The sequence below is a fragment of the Pseudomonas sp. NFACC14 genome (assembly GCF_900106885.1).
Taxonomy (GTDB): Bacteria; Pseudomonadota; Gammaproteobacteria; order Pseudomonadales; family Pseudomonadaceae; genus Aquipseudomonas; species Aquipseudomonas fluorescens_AA.
This window is the reverse complement of sequence record NZ_FNOA01000001.1, coordinates 755,491-769,227: the sequence shown is the minus strand read 5'-3', so window position 1 is coordinate 769,227 and position 13,737 is coordinate 755,491. Positions and strand designations below refer to the sequence as shown.

Sequence of the window (13,737 nt, the reverse complement as noted above, 5' to 3'; positions counted from 1 at the left end):
GATCGCAGGCTTCGCCAGCTCCTACAGAACCAGGCTGTGTAATGATGTGCAGGGGCTTTTTACCAGGGGAGTTGCAACGATGCAGGCAGGGGTTAAACCGCGGATCGGGATGATCGGCACCGGGGCGATTGGCGGGTTTTATGGCGTGATGCTGGCGCGTGCCGGTTTTGACGTGCACTTTTTACTGCGCAGCGAGTTTGCTGCCGTGGCCGAAGCCGGTTTGCGAATCGACAGCGCGGTCCATGGCGCGCTGGCCCTCGACCCCGTCCAGGCCTATCGCTCGGCAGCCGATATGCCGCCCTGTGACTGGCTGCTGGTCGGCGCCAAGACCACCAGCAATGCCGACCTGGCGCCGGCCATTGCCCAGGCTGCCGCTGACGGGGCAAGAGTCCTGTTACTGCAGAACGGCCTGGACGTGGAGGACGATCTTCGACCGTTGTTGCCCGATTCGCTGCATCTGCTGGGTGGCCTGTGCCTGATCTGCGTGCATCGCATCGGTCCTGGCGTCATCGCCCACCAGGCACTTGGCGCGGTCAACGTCGGTTATCACAGCGGTCCCTGTACCGATCAGGCGCAACGCATGGCGATCGTCGAAGAGGCGGCGACGTTGTTCCGCAGCGCCGGTATCGAGGCCCAGGCCATGCCTGGCTTGCAACAGGCCCGCTGGCAGAAGCTGGTGTGGAATGTGCCCTACAACGGTCTTTCGGTTTTGTTGGGCGCCAGTACCACGCCGTTGATGGCCAACGATCATAGCCGCGAACTGATCCAGGCGCTGATGGCGGAGGTGGTCCGCGGTGCGCAAGCCTGCGGGCATCACATCGTGCCGGGTTATGCCGAGTATCTGTTCACGATGACCGAGAAGATGCCCGATTACTGGCCGAGCATGTACCACGATTATTCCCACAAGCGAGCGCTGGAACTGGATGCGATCTACGGCCGGCCATTGGCGGCGGCGAAAGCGGCAGGGTGTGAGCTGCCGAAAATAGAAGCTTTGTATCAGGCGTTGGCGTTCATGGATCGCTGTAACCGCTGAGCGGGGCGAAAGGGGAGTGGCATGGCAAACAACATCGACGACAAACTGGTGCTGGCGATTTCGTCGCGGGCGTTGTTCGACCTCAGGGAAAGCCACAAGGTATACCTGTCGAGTGGCGTCGAGGCCTATCGGCAATACCAGATCGAGCATGAAGACGAAGTCCTGGCACCCGGTGACGCGTTCGCCCTCGTGCAGAAACTGCTGGACCTCAACGAACACCTGGGGCGTGCCCGGGTCGAGGTGATCCTGGTGTCGCGCAACAGTGCCGACACCGGCCTTAGGGTGTTCAACTCGATCCATCATTATGGGCTGGCGATTTCGCGTGCGGCCTTCGTTGGCGGCCGCAGCCCTTACCCGTACCTCAAGGCATTCGGCTGCGACCTGTTCTTGTCCACCCACGCTGAAGACGTGCGCAGCGCCCTGGACGCCGGATTTGCCGCGGCCACCATCCTGTCGGGTGGGGCCAGTCGCGCCGCCAGCGCAGAACTGCGCATTGCCTTCGATGGCGATGCCGTGCTGTTTTCCGATGAGTCGGAGCGTGTCTATCAGGCCGGTGGCCTGGAAGCTTTCCAGGCCAGCGAGCGACAGGCTGCCCGTGAGCCGCTGCGAGGCGGGCCGTTCAAGGGCTTCCTGGCGGCGCTCAACGCGCTGCAGCGCGAGTTCCCCGAGGATGCCTGCCCCATCCGCACGGCCTTGGTGACCGCCCGTTCGGCACCGGCCCATGAGCGGGTCATCCGGACTTTGCGTGAGTGGGATATCCGCTTGGACGAGTCGCTGTTTCTCGGTGGCCTGACCAAATCGGCTTTCCTGGAGGCCTTTGCCGCCGATGTGTTTTTCGATGACCAGACCGGCCACTGCGAATTGGCCCGGGAGGTGGTCGCCACCGGTCACGTGCCCCATGGCATCAGTAACGAAATAAAGCCCTGACTGCCGCTGAGTCGGGACGCCAGGCCGCACGTCGCAGTCTCCGAGGCGCTGCTAAGCTGAATCAATCTCCGCCATTCTGGCACGTGAGGAGGTCACATGATTCGTTCGATGCTGTACGCCACAGACCTGGGCCTTTATGCCCCTTATGTGATGCAGCATGCCTTGGCGCTGGCACGGACGTTTGAAGCCGAGTTGTATGTGGTGCATGCGGTGGAACCGATGGGGCTGTTCGCCGAATCGGTGTTGCAAAGCTATCTCGATGAGCAGGCGCTGAACGAATTCCATCGCCAAGGTCTGAATACGGTGATGGCCAATATCGAACAGCGGGTGCTCGACAGTTTCCGTGAGGAATTGGGGGAGGGGCAACAGGACTTGAAACTGATCAGGTCGGTCAGGGTGTACCAGGGCGATCCTTCCCAGGTCATTCTGGAGCAGGCTGCGAAACTCTCCGTTGATTTGCTGATCGTAGGCAGTCATTGCCAAGGGGCGAACGGTGAAACCCCCTTGGGCAGGACCGCTGCCCGGGTATTGCAGTTATCCCGGGTACCGGTCTACCTGGTTCCGCTGGTCCAGCGTCGACGTCAGGGCGAAGCTTGAGGCTAAATGATGGCGTTTTATAAAAAGTTCTAGATTTATTGTCGTGACCTTCCATATAGTTATATACCGTCGCTGATGCCCGTGGCGTCCAACTGCTTTGAGGGATACATATGAAGCTTCAACAACTGCGCTACATCTGGGAAGTGGCGCACCACGACCTCAACGTTTCCGCTACTGCCCAAAGCCTCTACACGTCGCAACCCGGCATCAGCAAGCAGATCCGCCTGTTGGAAGACGAACTGGGCGTCGAAGTCTTCGCCCGCAGCGGCAAGCACCTGACCCGCGTGACCCCGGCCGGTGAGCGCATCATCACCACGGCTGGCGAGATCCTGCGCAAGGTCGAAAGCATCAAGCAGATCGCCCAGGAATTCTCCAACGAGAAAAAAGGCACCTTGTCGATCGCTACCACGCACACCCAGGCCCGCTATGCGCTGCCGCCGGTGATCAGCAATTTCATCAAGCAATACCCCGACGTGGCGCTGCACATGCACCAGGGTTCGCCGATGCAGATCGCCGAGATGGCTGCCGACGGCACGGTGGATTTCGCCATTGCCACCGAGGCCCTGGAGCTGTTCGGGGACCTGGTGATGATGCCGTGCTATCGCTGGAATCGCTGCGTGGTCGTGCCCCAGGGCCACCCGTTGACCAAGCTGCCGAAGCTGACTCTCGAAGCCCTGGCCGAATACCCGATCGTCACCTACGTATTCGGTTTCACCGGTCGTTCCAAGCTCGACGAAGCCTTCAGTCATCGTGGCCTGACACCGAAAGTGGTGTTCACCGCCGCCGACGCCGACGTGATCAAGACTTACGTCCGCCTGGGCCTGGGCGTGGGTATCGTCGCGAAGATGGCCGTCGATACCAAGCTCGACAGTGACCTGGTGGTGTTGGATGCCAGCGAATTGTTCGAATCCAGCGTGACCAAGATCGGTTTCCGTCGTGGCACTTTCCTGCGCGGTTTCATGTGCGATTTCATCGAGAAATTCGCGCCGCACCTGACCCGGGAAGTGATGGCCAAGGCCATCCAGTGCCACAACAAGCAGGAACTCGAAGAGTTGTTCGACGGCGTCGAACTGCCGGTGCACTAAAAACGTTACCTGTCTAGATCGCCTCGGTGACAGTGAACTGTTGCCGGGCGCCCGCGACCACGATCTCCACCTCATCCCCTTCGAACTTGCCCAGCAGGCCTCGGCCCAGCGGTGAGCGAGGGGTGATGACGGTGATCGGCTGACCTACCAGCGAGACCTTCAAGCCTGCCGCATCCGGCCCGAGGAAGAGCCATTGCTGGCGGCCGTGCTCATCCTCCAGTCCGATCAATGTGCCGACCTGAACGCCGCGCTGCTGATCGTAAGGCCTCAACGTCAGGTTTTGACAAAGGGTGAGCGCCTGGCGGATTTCTTCCACGCGCCTGGCTTGTCCGGCGGCGAGGTAGGACGCCTCGAGGCCCAGGGTGTCGTATTTGTTCTCGGCAATGTTTTCTTCGTGGGTCGCGGTTTCGTAGGCGGTTTGCGCGGCGCGTTCGGCGATATCGAGATCAATCTCGAGCTTGGCGAGAATCAACTGGTGGACGGTCTGTTTGTTCATGTCATTCGCAGAATTGCAGCACGTTGGCGCGGCTTTTTTCACTGGGTGCATTCTGGTCCTGTTGCAGCCAGAACTGGCACTTGGGGTTGGACAGGTTGCGAGGATTGCTGCGGGCCTGATCAAGCGCCTGACGTTGTTCGTTTCTTTGCAGGTTCTGCTGATACTGCTCGAACATCGGCGTGGGCGGCTCGGGGGCCGGTTGCACCGCCGGTGGTTGCGCCAGTTGATGGACGGCGGCGGCCACCGGTGCCAGTTGTTCGTTGAACAGGAATCTGGACAGTAGCCAGCCCGTCAACACGATGGCGAGGAACCCCAGCCACAGGCCCAGGGCGATGCTGAAGGTCAATTGCAAAGCCGTAAGGCGCGAGGATGTCGAGTGATCGGGCATGGCTGCTTCCTGGCAGGGTCATGGGCAGGCGCTGATTGTCGCATGAAGATTAATCGCCGTCGGCTCTTCTGCGCGATCGGTTTATTCGGGACAATCGGGCCTTTATCACAGGGAGTCGGGAATGGCTGTGCGCTGGGATATTTTTTGCACCGTCGTCGATAACTATGGCGACATCGGTGTCACTTGGCGCCTGGCTCGGCAATTGGTGGCCGAGCACCAATGCGCGGTGCGGCTGTGGGTCGACGACCTGCGTGCTTTCGAACGGCTGTGTCCGCAAATCGATATCACCCTGTCCGAGCAATGGCAGCAGGGCGTGCAAGTGTGCCACTGGCCTGCGCACTGGCAGCCCACTGAGGCCGCCGAGGTGGTGATCGCCGCGTTTGCCTGCCGGTTGCCGAGCGCCTACATGGAAGCGATGGCCGAGCGCCAGACGACGCCCTTGTGGATGAACCTCGATTATTTGAGCGCCGAAGACTGGGTGATCGGTTGCCATGGCTTACCGTCGGTCAAATTCAAACACGTGCAGAAATATTTCTTTTTCCCGGGCTTTCGGGAGGGAACGGGTGGCTTGCTGCGGGAGGCCGGTCTGCTGGAGCGCTGTCGGCAATTCCAGCAGGATGCCGAAGCGCAACGCAGTTTCCTGCAAGGATTGGGCGTCGAGCGGGCGCCGCAAACCTGCCTGATCTCGCTGTTTGCCTACGAGAACGCCGGGCTGGCGAGCTGGTTCGATGCGATGGCAGCCGATACCCAGGCATTTCATGTGCTGGTTCCCGAAGGGCGAGTGTTGGGCGACGTCGAGCGTTGGCTCGGTGTCGAAGGCCTGGAGGTCGGTGCGCTGCATCGACGCGGCGCACTGACGGTGCAGGTGCTGCCGTTCGTTCGCCAGGATCAGTACGACCAGTTGCTGTGGTGCTGTGATTTCAACGCCGTGCGTGGCGAAGACTCCTTCGTGCGTGCGCAATGGGCTGGTCGGCCGCTGCTCTGGCATATCTACCAGCAGGAAGAAGACGTCCACCTGGAAAAGCTCGAGGCATTTCTCAGGCTCTACAATCAGGGGCTTTCACCGGCCGCGCAAAAAGCGACCAGTGGTCTCTGGCGGGCCTGGAATGCCGGCCAGGACATGGCCGAGCATTGGAAAACCAGCCGCGAACACCAGCGGGAACTGGCCGAACATGCCCAGGCGTGGTGTCTGGAACAGGCCTCGCGACCCGATCTTGCCGCAGCGCTGGTGAAGTTTTATGTAAATTGGATATGATACGCGGCCTAGATTTTTGTAAATCCCATCCAAATTCGGATATTCGCAATGAAAACTGGTAAAGAACTGAAACCCGGGACCGTGATCCGTCTCGAAAACGATCCTTGGCTGGTTCAGAAAGCTGAGTTCACCAAGTCGGGTCGTAACAGCGCGATCATGAAGACCAAGCTGAAGAACCTGCTGACCGGTTACAAGACCGAGATCGTCTACAGCGCCGACGACAAACTGGACGACGTGATCCTCGACCGCAAAGAAGCGACCCTGTCCTTCATCAGCGGTGACACCTACACGTTCATGGACACCACTGACTACACCATGTACGAACTGAACGCCGAAGACATCGAAAGCGTTCTGCCGTTCATCGAAGAAGGCATGACCGACGTCTGCGAAGCCGTGTTCTTCGAAGAGCGCCTGGTTTCCGTAGAACTGCCGACCACCATCGTGCGTCAGGTTGACTACACCGAAGGTTCCGCTCGCGGTGACACTTCCGGCAAGGTCATGAAGCCTGCCAAACTGAAGAACGGTACCGAACTGTCGGTCGCTGACTTCATCGAAATCGGTGACATGATCGAGATCGATACCCGCGAAGGCGGTTCCTACAAAGGTCGCGCCAAGTAAGCGAAGCCTTCTGTATGAAAAAGCCCGACCATTGAGTCGGGCTTTTTTATTTCAGGACTCAATACCAGCTCCCGCTGGTCTGCGCTGTAGGAGCTGCCGAAGGCTGCGATCTTTTGACCTTTCGCTTGAGACTCAAGTGCCTGGGGAAAAGATCGCAGCCTCGCTTCGCTCGACAGCTCCTACAGGTGCTTCTTGAGCTCTTCGGACACCTGCAACATCGCCGAACGCACTGCTGGCACCTGGCTGACCACGTTGAGCAAACCATAGTCGTGGATCATGCCGTTGTAGCGCACGGCCGTGACGGGCACACCGGCCGCGTCCAATTTGCGGGCATAGGCTTCGCCTTCATCGCGCAAGACATCGGCCTCGGCGGTCTGCACCAGCGCTGGCGGCAGACCCTTGAGTTGTGCGGTGCTGGCCCGCAGCGGCGAGGCATAGATCTCGCCGCGTTGCCCGGCATCGGTGGTGTAATTGTCCCAGAACCACTTCATCATGTTTTTACTGAGGAAGTGCCCTTCGGCGAACTGGTTGTAGGACGCCGTCTCGAAGCTGGCATCAGTCACCGGCCACAGCAATGCCTGGAAACGGATCGCCGGCGTGCCTTTGTCCTTCGCCATCAAGGCCACGACCGCCGCCATGTTGCCGCCGACGCTGTTGCCCACCACGGCCAGGCGCTTGCCATCGACGTTGATTTGCTTGCCGTGCTCGGCCACCCACTTCGTCGCGGCGTAAGCCTGGTTGATCGCCACCGGGTAATGCGCCTCGGGTGAGGGCGTGTAGTTGACGAACACCGCGACGGCACCGGACCCCGCCACCAGATCCCGGACCAGTCGTTCGTGGGTCGGGAAGTCGCCCAGTACCCAGCCACCGCCGTGGAAGAACATGAACACCGGCAACTCACCCTTGACCCCGGCGGGGCGAACGATGGTCAGGTTGATCGGCTGGCCATCGACCTGGATGGTTTTCTCGCTGACGTCGGCCTTGGGCAAGCTCAACTTTACTCCCGCCTGGGCGCCCACCAGGACGGCGCGGGCGTCCTTGGGCGACAGCTGCTCCAGTGGCTTGCCGGTGCCGGCATTGAGCACGTCGAGAAACGCTTGGGTGTTGTGTTCGACAATGCCATCGGCGAAGGCGCTGCTGACGCTGAGGGCGAGAAGGGTGCCGGTCAGGGCTTTGCTGAATGTGTTCATGTGCATCTCCTTAAATTCGGGGCCAGGGTTGGTGGTCAGACGGTCACGTGCAGGCGCACATCCACGTTGCCGCGGGTGGCGTTGGAGTACGGGCAGACGTGGTGAGCCGCGTCCACCAGGCTTTGCGCGTCGGCCTGGTCCAGGCCTGGCAGGCTGATGTGCAGGTCGATGTCGAGGCCGAAACCACCGGGGATCTGGCCGATGCCGACGTGGGCGGTAATCGAGGCGTCGTCCGGGATCTTGCGTTTGCTCTGGCCGGCCACGAATTTCAGGGCGCCGATGAAGCAGGCCGAGTAGCCGGCTGCGAACAATTGCTCAGGGTTGGTCGCCGCACCGCCCGCGCCGCCGAGTTCCTTGGGCGTAGCGAGTTTGACGTCGAGGACGTTGTCACTGGAAATCGCACGACCGTCACGGCCGCCGGTGGAAGTTGCGATTGCGGTGTAGAGCGTTTGCATGATGGGAGCCTCGTTTCAGGGTTGTTTATTTGCGCTAAATGTTTGTGCGCTAAGTAGGTGTGAGGAGAATGTATAGCGCTAATATTTTGTGCGCAAGATAAATTTTCGAGACGAGTAAAAAAATCAAACTGAAAGGGTTTGAAACTATTGATCTAGAGCGGTTACTTGATGTTAAAAATTTTTCAGCTGTGGGCTGGTAGGGAGGCCGCTATCGCGAGCGAGCTCGCTCCCACAGGGGGCTGTGTGAGCACTGCAAATCCAATGTGGGAGCGAGCTTGCTCGCGATAGCGGTGGGTCAGTAGGCGGGGATATCGGATGTACCGGCGCCTTCGCGAGCAAGCACGCTCCCACGGGGAGAGTCAGAGGCTGTCTTGCAAATGGCCGCGTAGCGCTTGCAGGTCATGTTGCAGCTTCTTCAACTGTTCCAGGGTCTGGCCGCTGGCGGCGAGGATGCATTGGGGGATGTCGAGGGCTTTTTCCCGCAGGGCACGGCCCTGTTCGGTGAGTTCGACAATGACCACACGTTCGTCCTCACGGCTGCGGGTGCGGCTCAACAGGCCTTCGGCCTCCAGGCGCTTGAGCAATGGGGTCAGCGAGCCGGGGTCGGTAAGCAGGCGTGTGCTGATTTCACCGACGGTCAATCCGTCCTTTTCCCACAGCACCATCATCGCCAGGTATTGCGGATAGGTCAGGCCCAGGGCCTGTAGCAGCGGCTTATAGACCTTGGTCATCAGCAGCGACGTGGAGTGCAGGGCGAAACAGACCTGGTTGTCGAGCAGCAGGGCTTCGCAGGCTTCGGGGGTGTCGCGCAGGGTGTTCATGGCAAAACCTTCAATCAATGATCGTTACGAATCTAGCGGGCGAATCTTTAATGCGCCAGATAATTCTGACATTTCGGATAGATGTGACGTTTCCCCGCTGGCGCCGACTGCGTAGGATAAGCGCCTGAGGAAAAGGGGAGTCTTCTGTGTTCGAATTTGCACTGTTCTTGGTGTTTGGTGCCTTGTTGGGCACCTTGGGGGGATTGTTCGGGATCGGTGGCGGCCTGATTGCCATTCCGGTGCTGGGTGTCTGGTTCGGCCTCGACCAGCAAATGGCCCAAGGGACGGCGCTGGTCATGGTGGTGCCCAATGTCATGCTTGCGTTGTGGCGCTACCACCAGCGCAATCGCATCGAATTGCGCCATGTCCTGCCGTTGGCTTCCATGGGATTCTGCTTTGCCTGGCTTGGCTCGATCTGGGCCGTGGGGATCGATGCCGATAGCATGCGGATCGGCTTCGTGGCGTTCCTGATCGCGCTGACGCTCTACAACCTGGTTCGCATGTTCGCCGCCACCGCACCTGCTTCGGCGCAAATGCGGTATGGCTGGCCGTGGCTCGGCGTGCTGGGAGCCGCATCCGGCACCATGGGCGGTCTGTTCGGTGTCGGTGGGGCCGTTGTCGCCACCCCGATCCTGACCAGCATTTTTGGCACCAGCCAGGTGGTTGCCCAAGGCTTGTCCCTGGCACTGGCCTTGCCCAGTACCGGCGTGACCCTCGCCACGTATGCGTTTCACCACGAAGTGGACTGGAGCATCGGCCTGCCGCTGGCGGTCGGAGGCCTGCTGAGCATCAGTTGGGGAGTGAAAGTCGCCCACGCCTTGCCGGAGCGGCTGTTGCGCGGGCTGTTCTGCGGTTTCCTGGTGCTGTGCGCGGTGTTGCTCGCCTTTAAAGTTTGAAACCTTCGACGATGTGTTCGGCCAGGCACTCGGTGATCGGCGACGGGTTATGCAGGTTGCGGATCAGCATGATGCTGGCCTCGGGCAGTTCCGGCAGGTCTTCGGCCTCGCCCAGTACGCGCATATCCGGGGTCAGCAGGCTTTCCAGTTGTGCCGTGATTGCCAGTCCGGCGCCCACCACCGCCATGAGCGCCGACAGGCTCGAGCTGTTGTACGCCACGCGATAATCGCGGCCCATGGCATCCAGCGCATTGCAGGCCCATTGCCGGCAGAAACAATCGCTGTTGAACATTGCCAGCGGCAGCGGCGTTTGTTCATGGACATTGAAGCAGGCGGCTTCGGCCCAGACAAAACGCTCCTTGCGCAGCAACTGGCCGATTTCGTCCCCCGGTTTGCGGGTGACGATGGACAGGTCCAGGTCCTGGCGCAGCAGCAACTGCTTGGACGACTCGCAGTGCACTTCGATTTCGATCAGCGGATAGAACTGGGCGAAGCGTTGCAGGATGCCCGGCAGGAAGCGCATCACGTAATCGTCCGGTGTGCCGATGCGCACCGTGCCGACCATGTGCGGTTCGCGCAGGGTATTGAACACCTCGCTGTGCAGCTTGAGGATCCGCCGGGCGTAACCCAGCAGCACCTGGCCTTCGGCAGTGAGCTTGACCTGGCGCCCGTCGCGTTCGAACAACCGTCGCTGCAAGACGTCTTCTTCCAGCCGTTTCATCTGCATGCTGACGGCAGACTGGGTGCGATTGACCAATTCCCCGGCCCGAGTGAAACCGCCCTGGTCGGCGATGGCGACAAAGGTACGCAGCACTTCCGTATCGATGCTCGGGTAACTCGACAATTGATCAATCTCCGAGATGTATTGCATAAGAAACATTCGTTGGATTGATCTTAGCGTTAGCGCGAGACTTGAGCCATCCCCAACGGAGGACATCACGATGAAAGGTCAAAAAGGTTATCTACTGATAGACAAACTCTCCCACGGCTTTTCCATCAGCGCCTTGCTGCACAAGTTTAGCCGCTGGTATGAATTGCACCACGAACGCGAACTGCTGGCCGGAATGAGCGACGAGGCGCTCAAGGACATCGGCGTGAGTCGTGCCGACGTGGAGCAGGAAGTGGTTCGGCCATTCTGGGATGACCCAATGCACAAATGAGCCATCCTTTCCTACACAAACCCCTTATTGGTGAGGTAGGTTGCGAGCAGACAAGGAGATCTCCATGCCCGCGACTGTGTCCTTTACCCTCAAACAGGCCCGGCGTCTGGCGTTGGCCGCCCAAGGATTCGATGGGCGGTCGCCGCCAGCTTCGGTGCAACCCTCGCGCCTCAACCGTCTGATCGAACGCCTTGGCGTCCTGCAGATCGACTCCGTCAATGCGCTGGTGCGCTCGCATTATCTCCCGTTGTTCTCCCGCCTCGGCCACTACCCTCGCGATTTGCTCGATCAAGCCGCCTGGAGCCAGGGCCGACGCCGCACGCTGTTCGAATATTGGGGCCATGAAGCGTCGCTGCTGCCGCTGTCCATGTATCCGCTGATGCGTTGGCGCATGGATCGGGCGTCCCGTGGCGAGGGCATCTACCAGCAATTGGCGCGTTTCGGTCATGAACGCCAGGATGTCATCCGTCGCGTTCTGGCGTCGGTCCAGGAGCAGGGCGCCCTGGGCGCCGGTAGCCTGTCCACGCGCCAGGAGAAGGCCGGGCCGTGGTGGGACTGGAGCGCAGAGAAGCATGCGCTGGAATGGCTATTCGCGGCGGGCGAAGTCACGGTGGCGGGGCGGCGTGGGTTCGAGCGGCTCTACGACTTGCCGGAGCGGGTGTTCCCGGCTTCGGTCCTGCAACAGCCTCGGCCGGACGAGGCCCAGGCCCAGCGCGCCTTGTTGCTGCATGCCGCCGAGGCCTTGGGTGTCGCTACCGAGAAGGACCTGCGCGACTACTTTCGTCTGGGGCCGGCCGACAGTCGCGGGCGACTGGCCGAGTTGGAAGAGGCCGGCGAACTGTTGCGCTGTGAGGTGCAAGGCTGGAAGCAACCGGCCTGGTGCCGACCCGCGGCGAAGATCCCTCGCAAAGTAGCGACCAGTGCCTTGTTGTCGCCGTTCGATTCGCTGGTCTGGGAGCGCGACCGTACCGAACGACTGTTCGATTTCCGCTACCGGCTGGAGATCTACACCCCTGTCCACAAGCGGATGTACGGCTATTACGTATTGCCGTTCTTGCACAATGAACGCATCGCGGCTCGGGTGGACCTGCGGGCGGAGCGGGCCCTGGGGCGATTGGCGGTGCATGCGGTGCACGAGGAAGAGCCGGGGCTGGACGAGGAGGGCGTGCAGGCCTTGGCGATCAACCTGCGGCGCATGGCCGATTGGCTGGGGTTGGAGCAGGTTCAGCTTAACTGCCAGCGGGTGGGTGGGGTTCGGTTGGCGGTGGCGTTGGCCCAGTTAAGTGGTGACTGACCCGATGTTATCGCGAGCAAGCTCGCTCCCACATTGGATCTGTTGTGAACACAAAACCTGTGGTCACCCGGGACCCCTTGTGGGAGCGAGCTTGCTCGCGATAGCCGTCCAACTGGCGAAGAAGAACCTACCGCCGAACCTGTTTCAACGTCTCCGCAATCAGGAACGCCAGCTCCAGCGATTGATCGGCATTCATCCGCGGGTCGCAATGGGTGTGGTAGCGGTCCGACAGCCCGTCCTCGGTGATCGGTCGTGCACCGCCGATGCATTCGGTGACGTTTTGCCCGGTCATTTCGATGTGAATCCCGCCGGCATAGGTGCCTTCGGCTTCGTGGACCTGGAAGAACTGCTTCACTTCACCGAGGATCTGTGCGAAGTCCCGGGTCTTGTAGCCGCTGCTGGCCTTGATGGTGTTGCCGTGCATCGGGTCGGAACTCCACAGCACCTGCTTGCCTTCACGTTGCACGGCGCGCAACAGCGGCGGCAAGTGTTCGCCGACCTTGTTGGCGCCCATCCGGGCGATCAGGTTCAGCCGGCCGGGGTCGTTGTCCGGGTTGAGCACGTCGATCAGGCGGATCAGGTCGTCCGGGTCCATGCTCGGGCCGACCTTGACCCCGATCGGGTTGTTCACCCCACGCAGGAATTCGACATGGGCACCGTCCAACTGACGGGTGCGGTCGCCGATCCAGAGCATGTGGGCCGAGCAGTCGTAATAGTCGTTGGTCAGGCTGTCACGGCGCACGAAGGCTTCTTCGTAATTGAGCAGCAGCGCTTCGTGGGCGGTGAAGAAACTGGTTTCGCGCAATTGCGGCGAGCTGTCCATGCCGCAGGCGCGCATGAATGCCAGGGTTTCGTCGATGCGGTCGGCCAGGTGGCTGTATTTTTCCGCCAGGGCCGAGTTGGCGATGAAGTCCAAGTTCCACTTGTGCACCTGGTGCAGATCGGCGAACCCGCCCTGGGCGAAGGCGCGCAGCAGGTTCAAGGTGGCGGTGGACTGGTGGTAGGACTGCAACAACCGCTCCGGGTCCGGTACGCGGCTTTTTTCGTCGAAACCGATGCCGTTGACGATGTCACCCCGGTACGCCGGCAGGGTCACGCCGTCGATGGTTTCGTCGTTGGCCGAGCGTGGCTTGGCGAACTGCCCGGCCATGCGCCCGACCTTGACCACCGGGCAGCCGGCGGCAAAGGTCATGACGATCGCCATCTGCAAGAGCACCTTGAAGGTGTCGCGGATCTTGGCCGCCGAGAACTCGGCAAAGCTTTCGGCGCAGTCGCCGCCTTGCAGCAGGAACGCCCGGCCCTGGGTCACTTCGGCGAACTGACGGCGCAACTCCCGGGCTTCACCGGCAAACACCAATGGCGGATAACTGGCCAGGGTCTGCTCCACCTGCAACAGGTGCGTGGCGTCGGGGTAACGGGGTTGCTGCTGGATCGGCAGGGCGCGCCAGCTGTCAGGGCTCCAGGGTTGGCTCATCATGATCTCTAGGTGATTTACGCTCGGACGGCCATGTTATCAGCAAAT

16 protein-coding genes are annotated in these 13,737 nt (G+C 60.8%); 9 read left to right on the top strand and 7 right to left on the bottom strand.

Annotation, left to right across the window (positions count from 1 at the left end; genetic code table 11):
* Positions 1-79: 79 nt before the first annotated feature.
* The 4 genes from BLU85_RS03610 to cysB all read left to right on the top strand — a co-directional run bounded on the left by BLU85_RS03610 (position 80) and on the right by cysB (position 3,642).
* Complete coding sequence (locus BLU85_RS03610) at positions 80-1,033, top strand: putative 2-dehydropantoate 2-reductase (protein WP_092197630.1); 954 nt, start codon at positions 80-82, stop codon at positions 1,031-1,033.
* A 21-nt stretch (positions 1,034-1,054) separates the two neighbouring features.
* Entirely contained in the window at positions 1,055-1,960 is a 906-nt protein-coding gene (locus BLU85_RS03605; protein WP_072408345.1) for a 5'-nucleotidase, read from the top strand.
* 96 nt (positions 1,961-2,056) lie between these two features.
* Complete coding sequence (locus tag BLU85_RS03600; RefSeq protein ID WP_060738547.1) at positions 2,057-2,557, top strand: universal stress protein; 501 nt, start codon at positions 2,057-2,059, stop codon at positions 2,555-2,557.
* A 110-nt stretch (positions 2,558-2,667) separates the two neighbouring features.
* Positions 2,668-3,642 (top strand): HTH-type transcriptional regulator CysB, encoded by a 975-nt coding sequence (gene cysB, locus BLU85_RS03595; protein WP_003199376.1) that lies wholly within the window; start codon positions 2,668-2,670, stop codon positions 3,640-3,642.
* Between the two features lie 13 nt (positions 3,643-3,655).
* Here the strand turns inward: cysB and BLU85_RS03590 are convergent, their stop codons facing one another.
* A complete protein-coding gene (locus BLU85_RS03590) occupies positions 3,656-4,138 on the bottom strand; it encodes a GreA/GreB family elongation factor (protein ID WP_092197628.1) in 483 nt (160 codons plus the stop codon).
* A gap of 1 nt (position 4,139) precedes the next feature.
* Positions 4,140-4,526: a hypothetical protein gene (locus tag BLU85_RS03585; RefSeq protein ID WP_092197626.1), complete on the bottom strand. Its 387-nt coding sequence runs from the start codon at positions 4,524-4,526 to the stop codon at positions 4,140-4,142.
* A 121-nt stretch (positions 4,527-4,647) separates the two neighbouring features.
* Here BLU85_RS03585 and earP point away from each other — a divergent pair, with 121 nt between their 5' ends.
* Positions 4,648-5,781 (top strand): elongation factor P maturation arginine rhamnosyltransferase EarP, encoded by a 1,134-nt coding sequence (earP, locus tag BLU85_RS03580; RefSeq protein WP_092197624.1) that lies wholly within the window; start codon positions 4,648-4,650, stop codon positions 5,779-5,781.
* 48 nt (positions 5,782-5,829) lie between these two features.
* On the top strand, positions 5,830-6,399 hold the full coding sequence (locus BLU85_RS03575; protein ID WP_003199385.1) for an elongation factor P: 570 nt from the start codon (positions 5,830-5,832) through the stop codon (positions 6,397-6,399).
* A 179-nt stretch (positions 6,400-6,578) separates the two neighbouring features.
* Here BLU85_RS03575 and BLU85_RS03570 read toward each other — a convergent pair whose 3' ends face one another.
* From BLU85_RS03570 to BLU85_RS03560, 3 genes are all read right to left on the bottom strand, one after another.
* Positions 6,579-7,589 (bottom strand): alpha/beta hydrolase, encoded by a 1,011-nt coding sequence (locus BLU85_RS03570; RefSeq protein WP_092197622.1) that lies wholly within the window; start codon positions 7,587-7,589, stop codon positions 6,579-6,581.
* A gap of 35 nt (positions 7,590-7,624) precedes the next feature.
* A complete protein-coding gene (locus tag BLU85_RS03565; protein ID WP_092197620.1) occupies positions 7,625-8,044 on the bottom strand; it encodes an organic hydroperoxide resistance protein in 420 nt (139 codons plus the stop codon).
* Between the two features lie 359 nt (positions 8,045-8,403).
* Complete coding sequence (locus tag BLU85_RS03560) at positions 8,404-8,865, bottom strand: MarR family winged helix-turn-helix transcriptional regulator (RefSeq protein WP_060738541.1); 462 nt, start codon at positions 8,863-8,865, stop codon at positions 8,404-8,406.
* Positions 8,866-9,011: 146 nt separating this feature from the next.
* On the opposite strand from BLU85_RS03560, the gene BLU85_RS03555 reads away from it, so the two are divergent.
* A complete protein-coding gene (locus BLU85_RS03555) occupies positions 9,012-9,761 on the top strand; it encodes a sulfite exporter TauE/SafE family protein (protein WP_092197618.1) in 750 nt (249 codons plus the stop codon).
* Here BLU85_RS03555 and BLU85_RS03550 read toward each other — a convergent pair.
* The gene (locus tag BLU85_RS03550; protein WP_027912697.1) at positions 9,751-10,605 is read right to left on the bottom strand and encodes a LysR substrate-binding domain-containing protein; all 855 of its coding nucleotides are present in this window, start codon (positions 10,603-10,605) and stop codon (positions 9,751-9,753) included. The genes BLU85_RS03555 and BLU85_RS03550 overlap by 11 nt on opposite strands.
* 97 nt (positions 10,606-10,702) lie before the next feature.
* Between BLU85_RS03550 and BLU85_RS03545 the strand changes: the two genes are divergently transcribed.
* Together BLU85_RS03545 and BLU85_RS03540 are read left to right on the top strand one after the other, a co-directional pair.
* Complete coding sequence (locus BLU85_RS03545) at positions 10,703-10,921, top strand: DUF1127 domain-containing protein (RefSeq protein WP_053120494.1); 219 nt, start codon at positions 10,703-10,705, stop codon at positions 10,919-10,921.
* 64 nt (positions 10,922-10,985) lie between these two features.
* Positions 10,986-12,215, top strand: a complete 1,230-nt coding sequence (locus BLU85_RS03540; RefSeq protein WP_092197616.1) for a winged helix-turn-helix domain-containing protein — start codon at positions 10,986-10,988, stop codon at positions 12,213-12,215.
* A gap of 127 nt (positions 12,216-12,342) precedes the next feature.
* Here the strand turns inward: BLU85_RS03540 and BLU85_RS03535 are convergent, their stop codons facing one another.
* Positions 12,343-13,689, bottom strand: a complete 1,347-nt coding sequence (locus tag BLU85_RS03535) for a class II 3-deoxy-7-phosphoheptulonate synthase (protein WP_092197614.1) — start codon at positions 13,687-13,689, stop codon at positions 12,343-12,345.
* Between the last annotated feature and the right edge of the window lie 48 nt (positions 13,690-13,737).

What these genes read in the sequence shown, in the direction of transcription:
- BLU85_RS03610 (WP_092197630.1), top strand. Translation starts at nt 80, where the DNA reads ATGCAGGCAGGGGTTAAACCGCGGATCGGGATGATCGGCACCGGGGCG.
- BLU85_RS03605 (WP_072408345.1), top strand. Translation starts at nt 1,055, where the DNA reads ATGGCAAACAACATCGACGACAAACTGGTGCTGGCGATTTCGTCGCGG.
- BLU85_RS03600 (WP_060738547.1), top strand. Translation starts at nt 2,057, where the DNA reads ATGATTCGTTCGATGCTGTACGCCACAGACCTGGGCCTTTATGCCCCT.
- cysB (WP_003199376.1), top strand. Translation starts at nt 2,668, where the DNA reads ATGAAGCTTCAACAACTGCGCTACATCTGGGAAGTGGCGCACCACGAC.
- BLU85_RS03590 (WP_092197628.1), bottom strand. Translation starts at nt 4,138, where the DNA reads ATGAACAAACAGACCGTCCACCAGTTGATTCTCGCCAAGCTCGAGATT.
- BLU85_RS03585 (WP_092197626.1), bottom strand. Translation starts at nt 4,526, where the DNA reads ATGCCCGATCACTCGACATCCTCGCGCCTTACGGCTTTGCAATTGACC.
- earP (WP_092197624.1), top strand. Translation starts at nt 4,648, where the DNA reads ATGGCTGTGCGCTGGGATATTTTTTGCACCGTCGTCGATAACTATGGC.
- BLU85_RS03575 (WP_003199385.1), top strand. Translation starts at nt 5,830, where the DNA reads ATGAAAACTGGTAAAGAACTGAAACCCGGGACCGTGATCCGTCTCGAA.
- BLU85_RS03570 (WP_092197622.1), bottom strand. Translation starts at nt 7,589, where the DNA reads ATGAACACATTCAGCAAAGCCCTGACCGGCACCCTTCTCGCCCTCAGC.
- BLU85_RS03565 (WP_092197620.1), bottom strand. Translation starts at nt 8,044, where the DNA reads ATGCAAACGCTCTACACCGCAATCGCAACTTCCACCGGCGGCCGTGAC.
- BLU85_RS03560 (WP_060738541.1), bottom strand. Translation starts at nt 8,865, where the DNA reads ATGAACACCCTGCGCGACACCCCCGAAGCCTGCGAAGCCCTGCTGCTC.
- BLU85_RS03545 (WP_053120494.1), top strand. Translation starts at nt 10,703, where the DNA reads ATGAAAGGTCAAAAAGGTTATCTACTGATAGACAAACTCTCCCACGGC.
- BLU85_RS03540 (WP_092197616.1), top strand. Translation starts at nt 10,986, where the DNA reads ATGCCCGCGACTGTGTCCTTTACCCTCAAACAGGCCCGGCGTCTGGCG.
- BLU85_RS03535 (WP_092197614.1), bottom strand. Translation starts at nt 13,689, where the DNA reads ATGAGCCAACCCTGGAGCCCTGACAGCTGGCGCGCCCTGCCGATCCAG.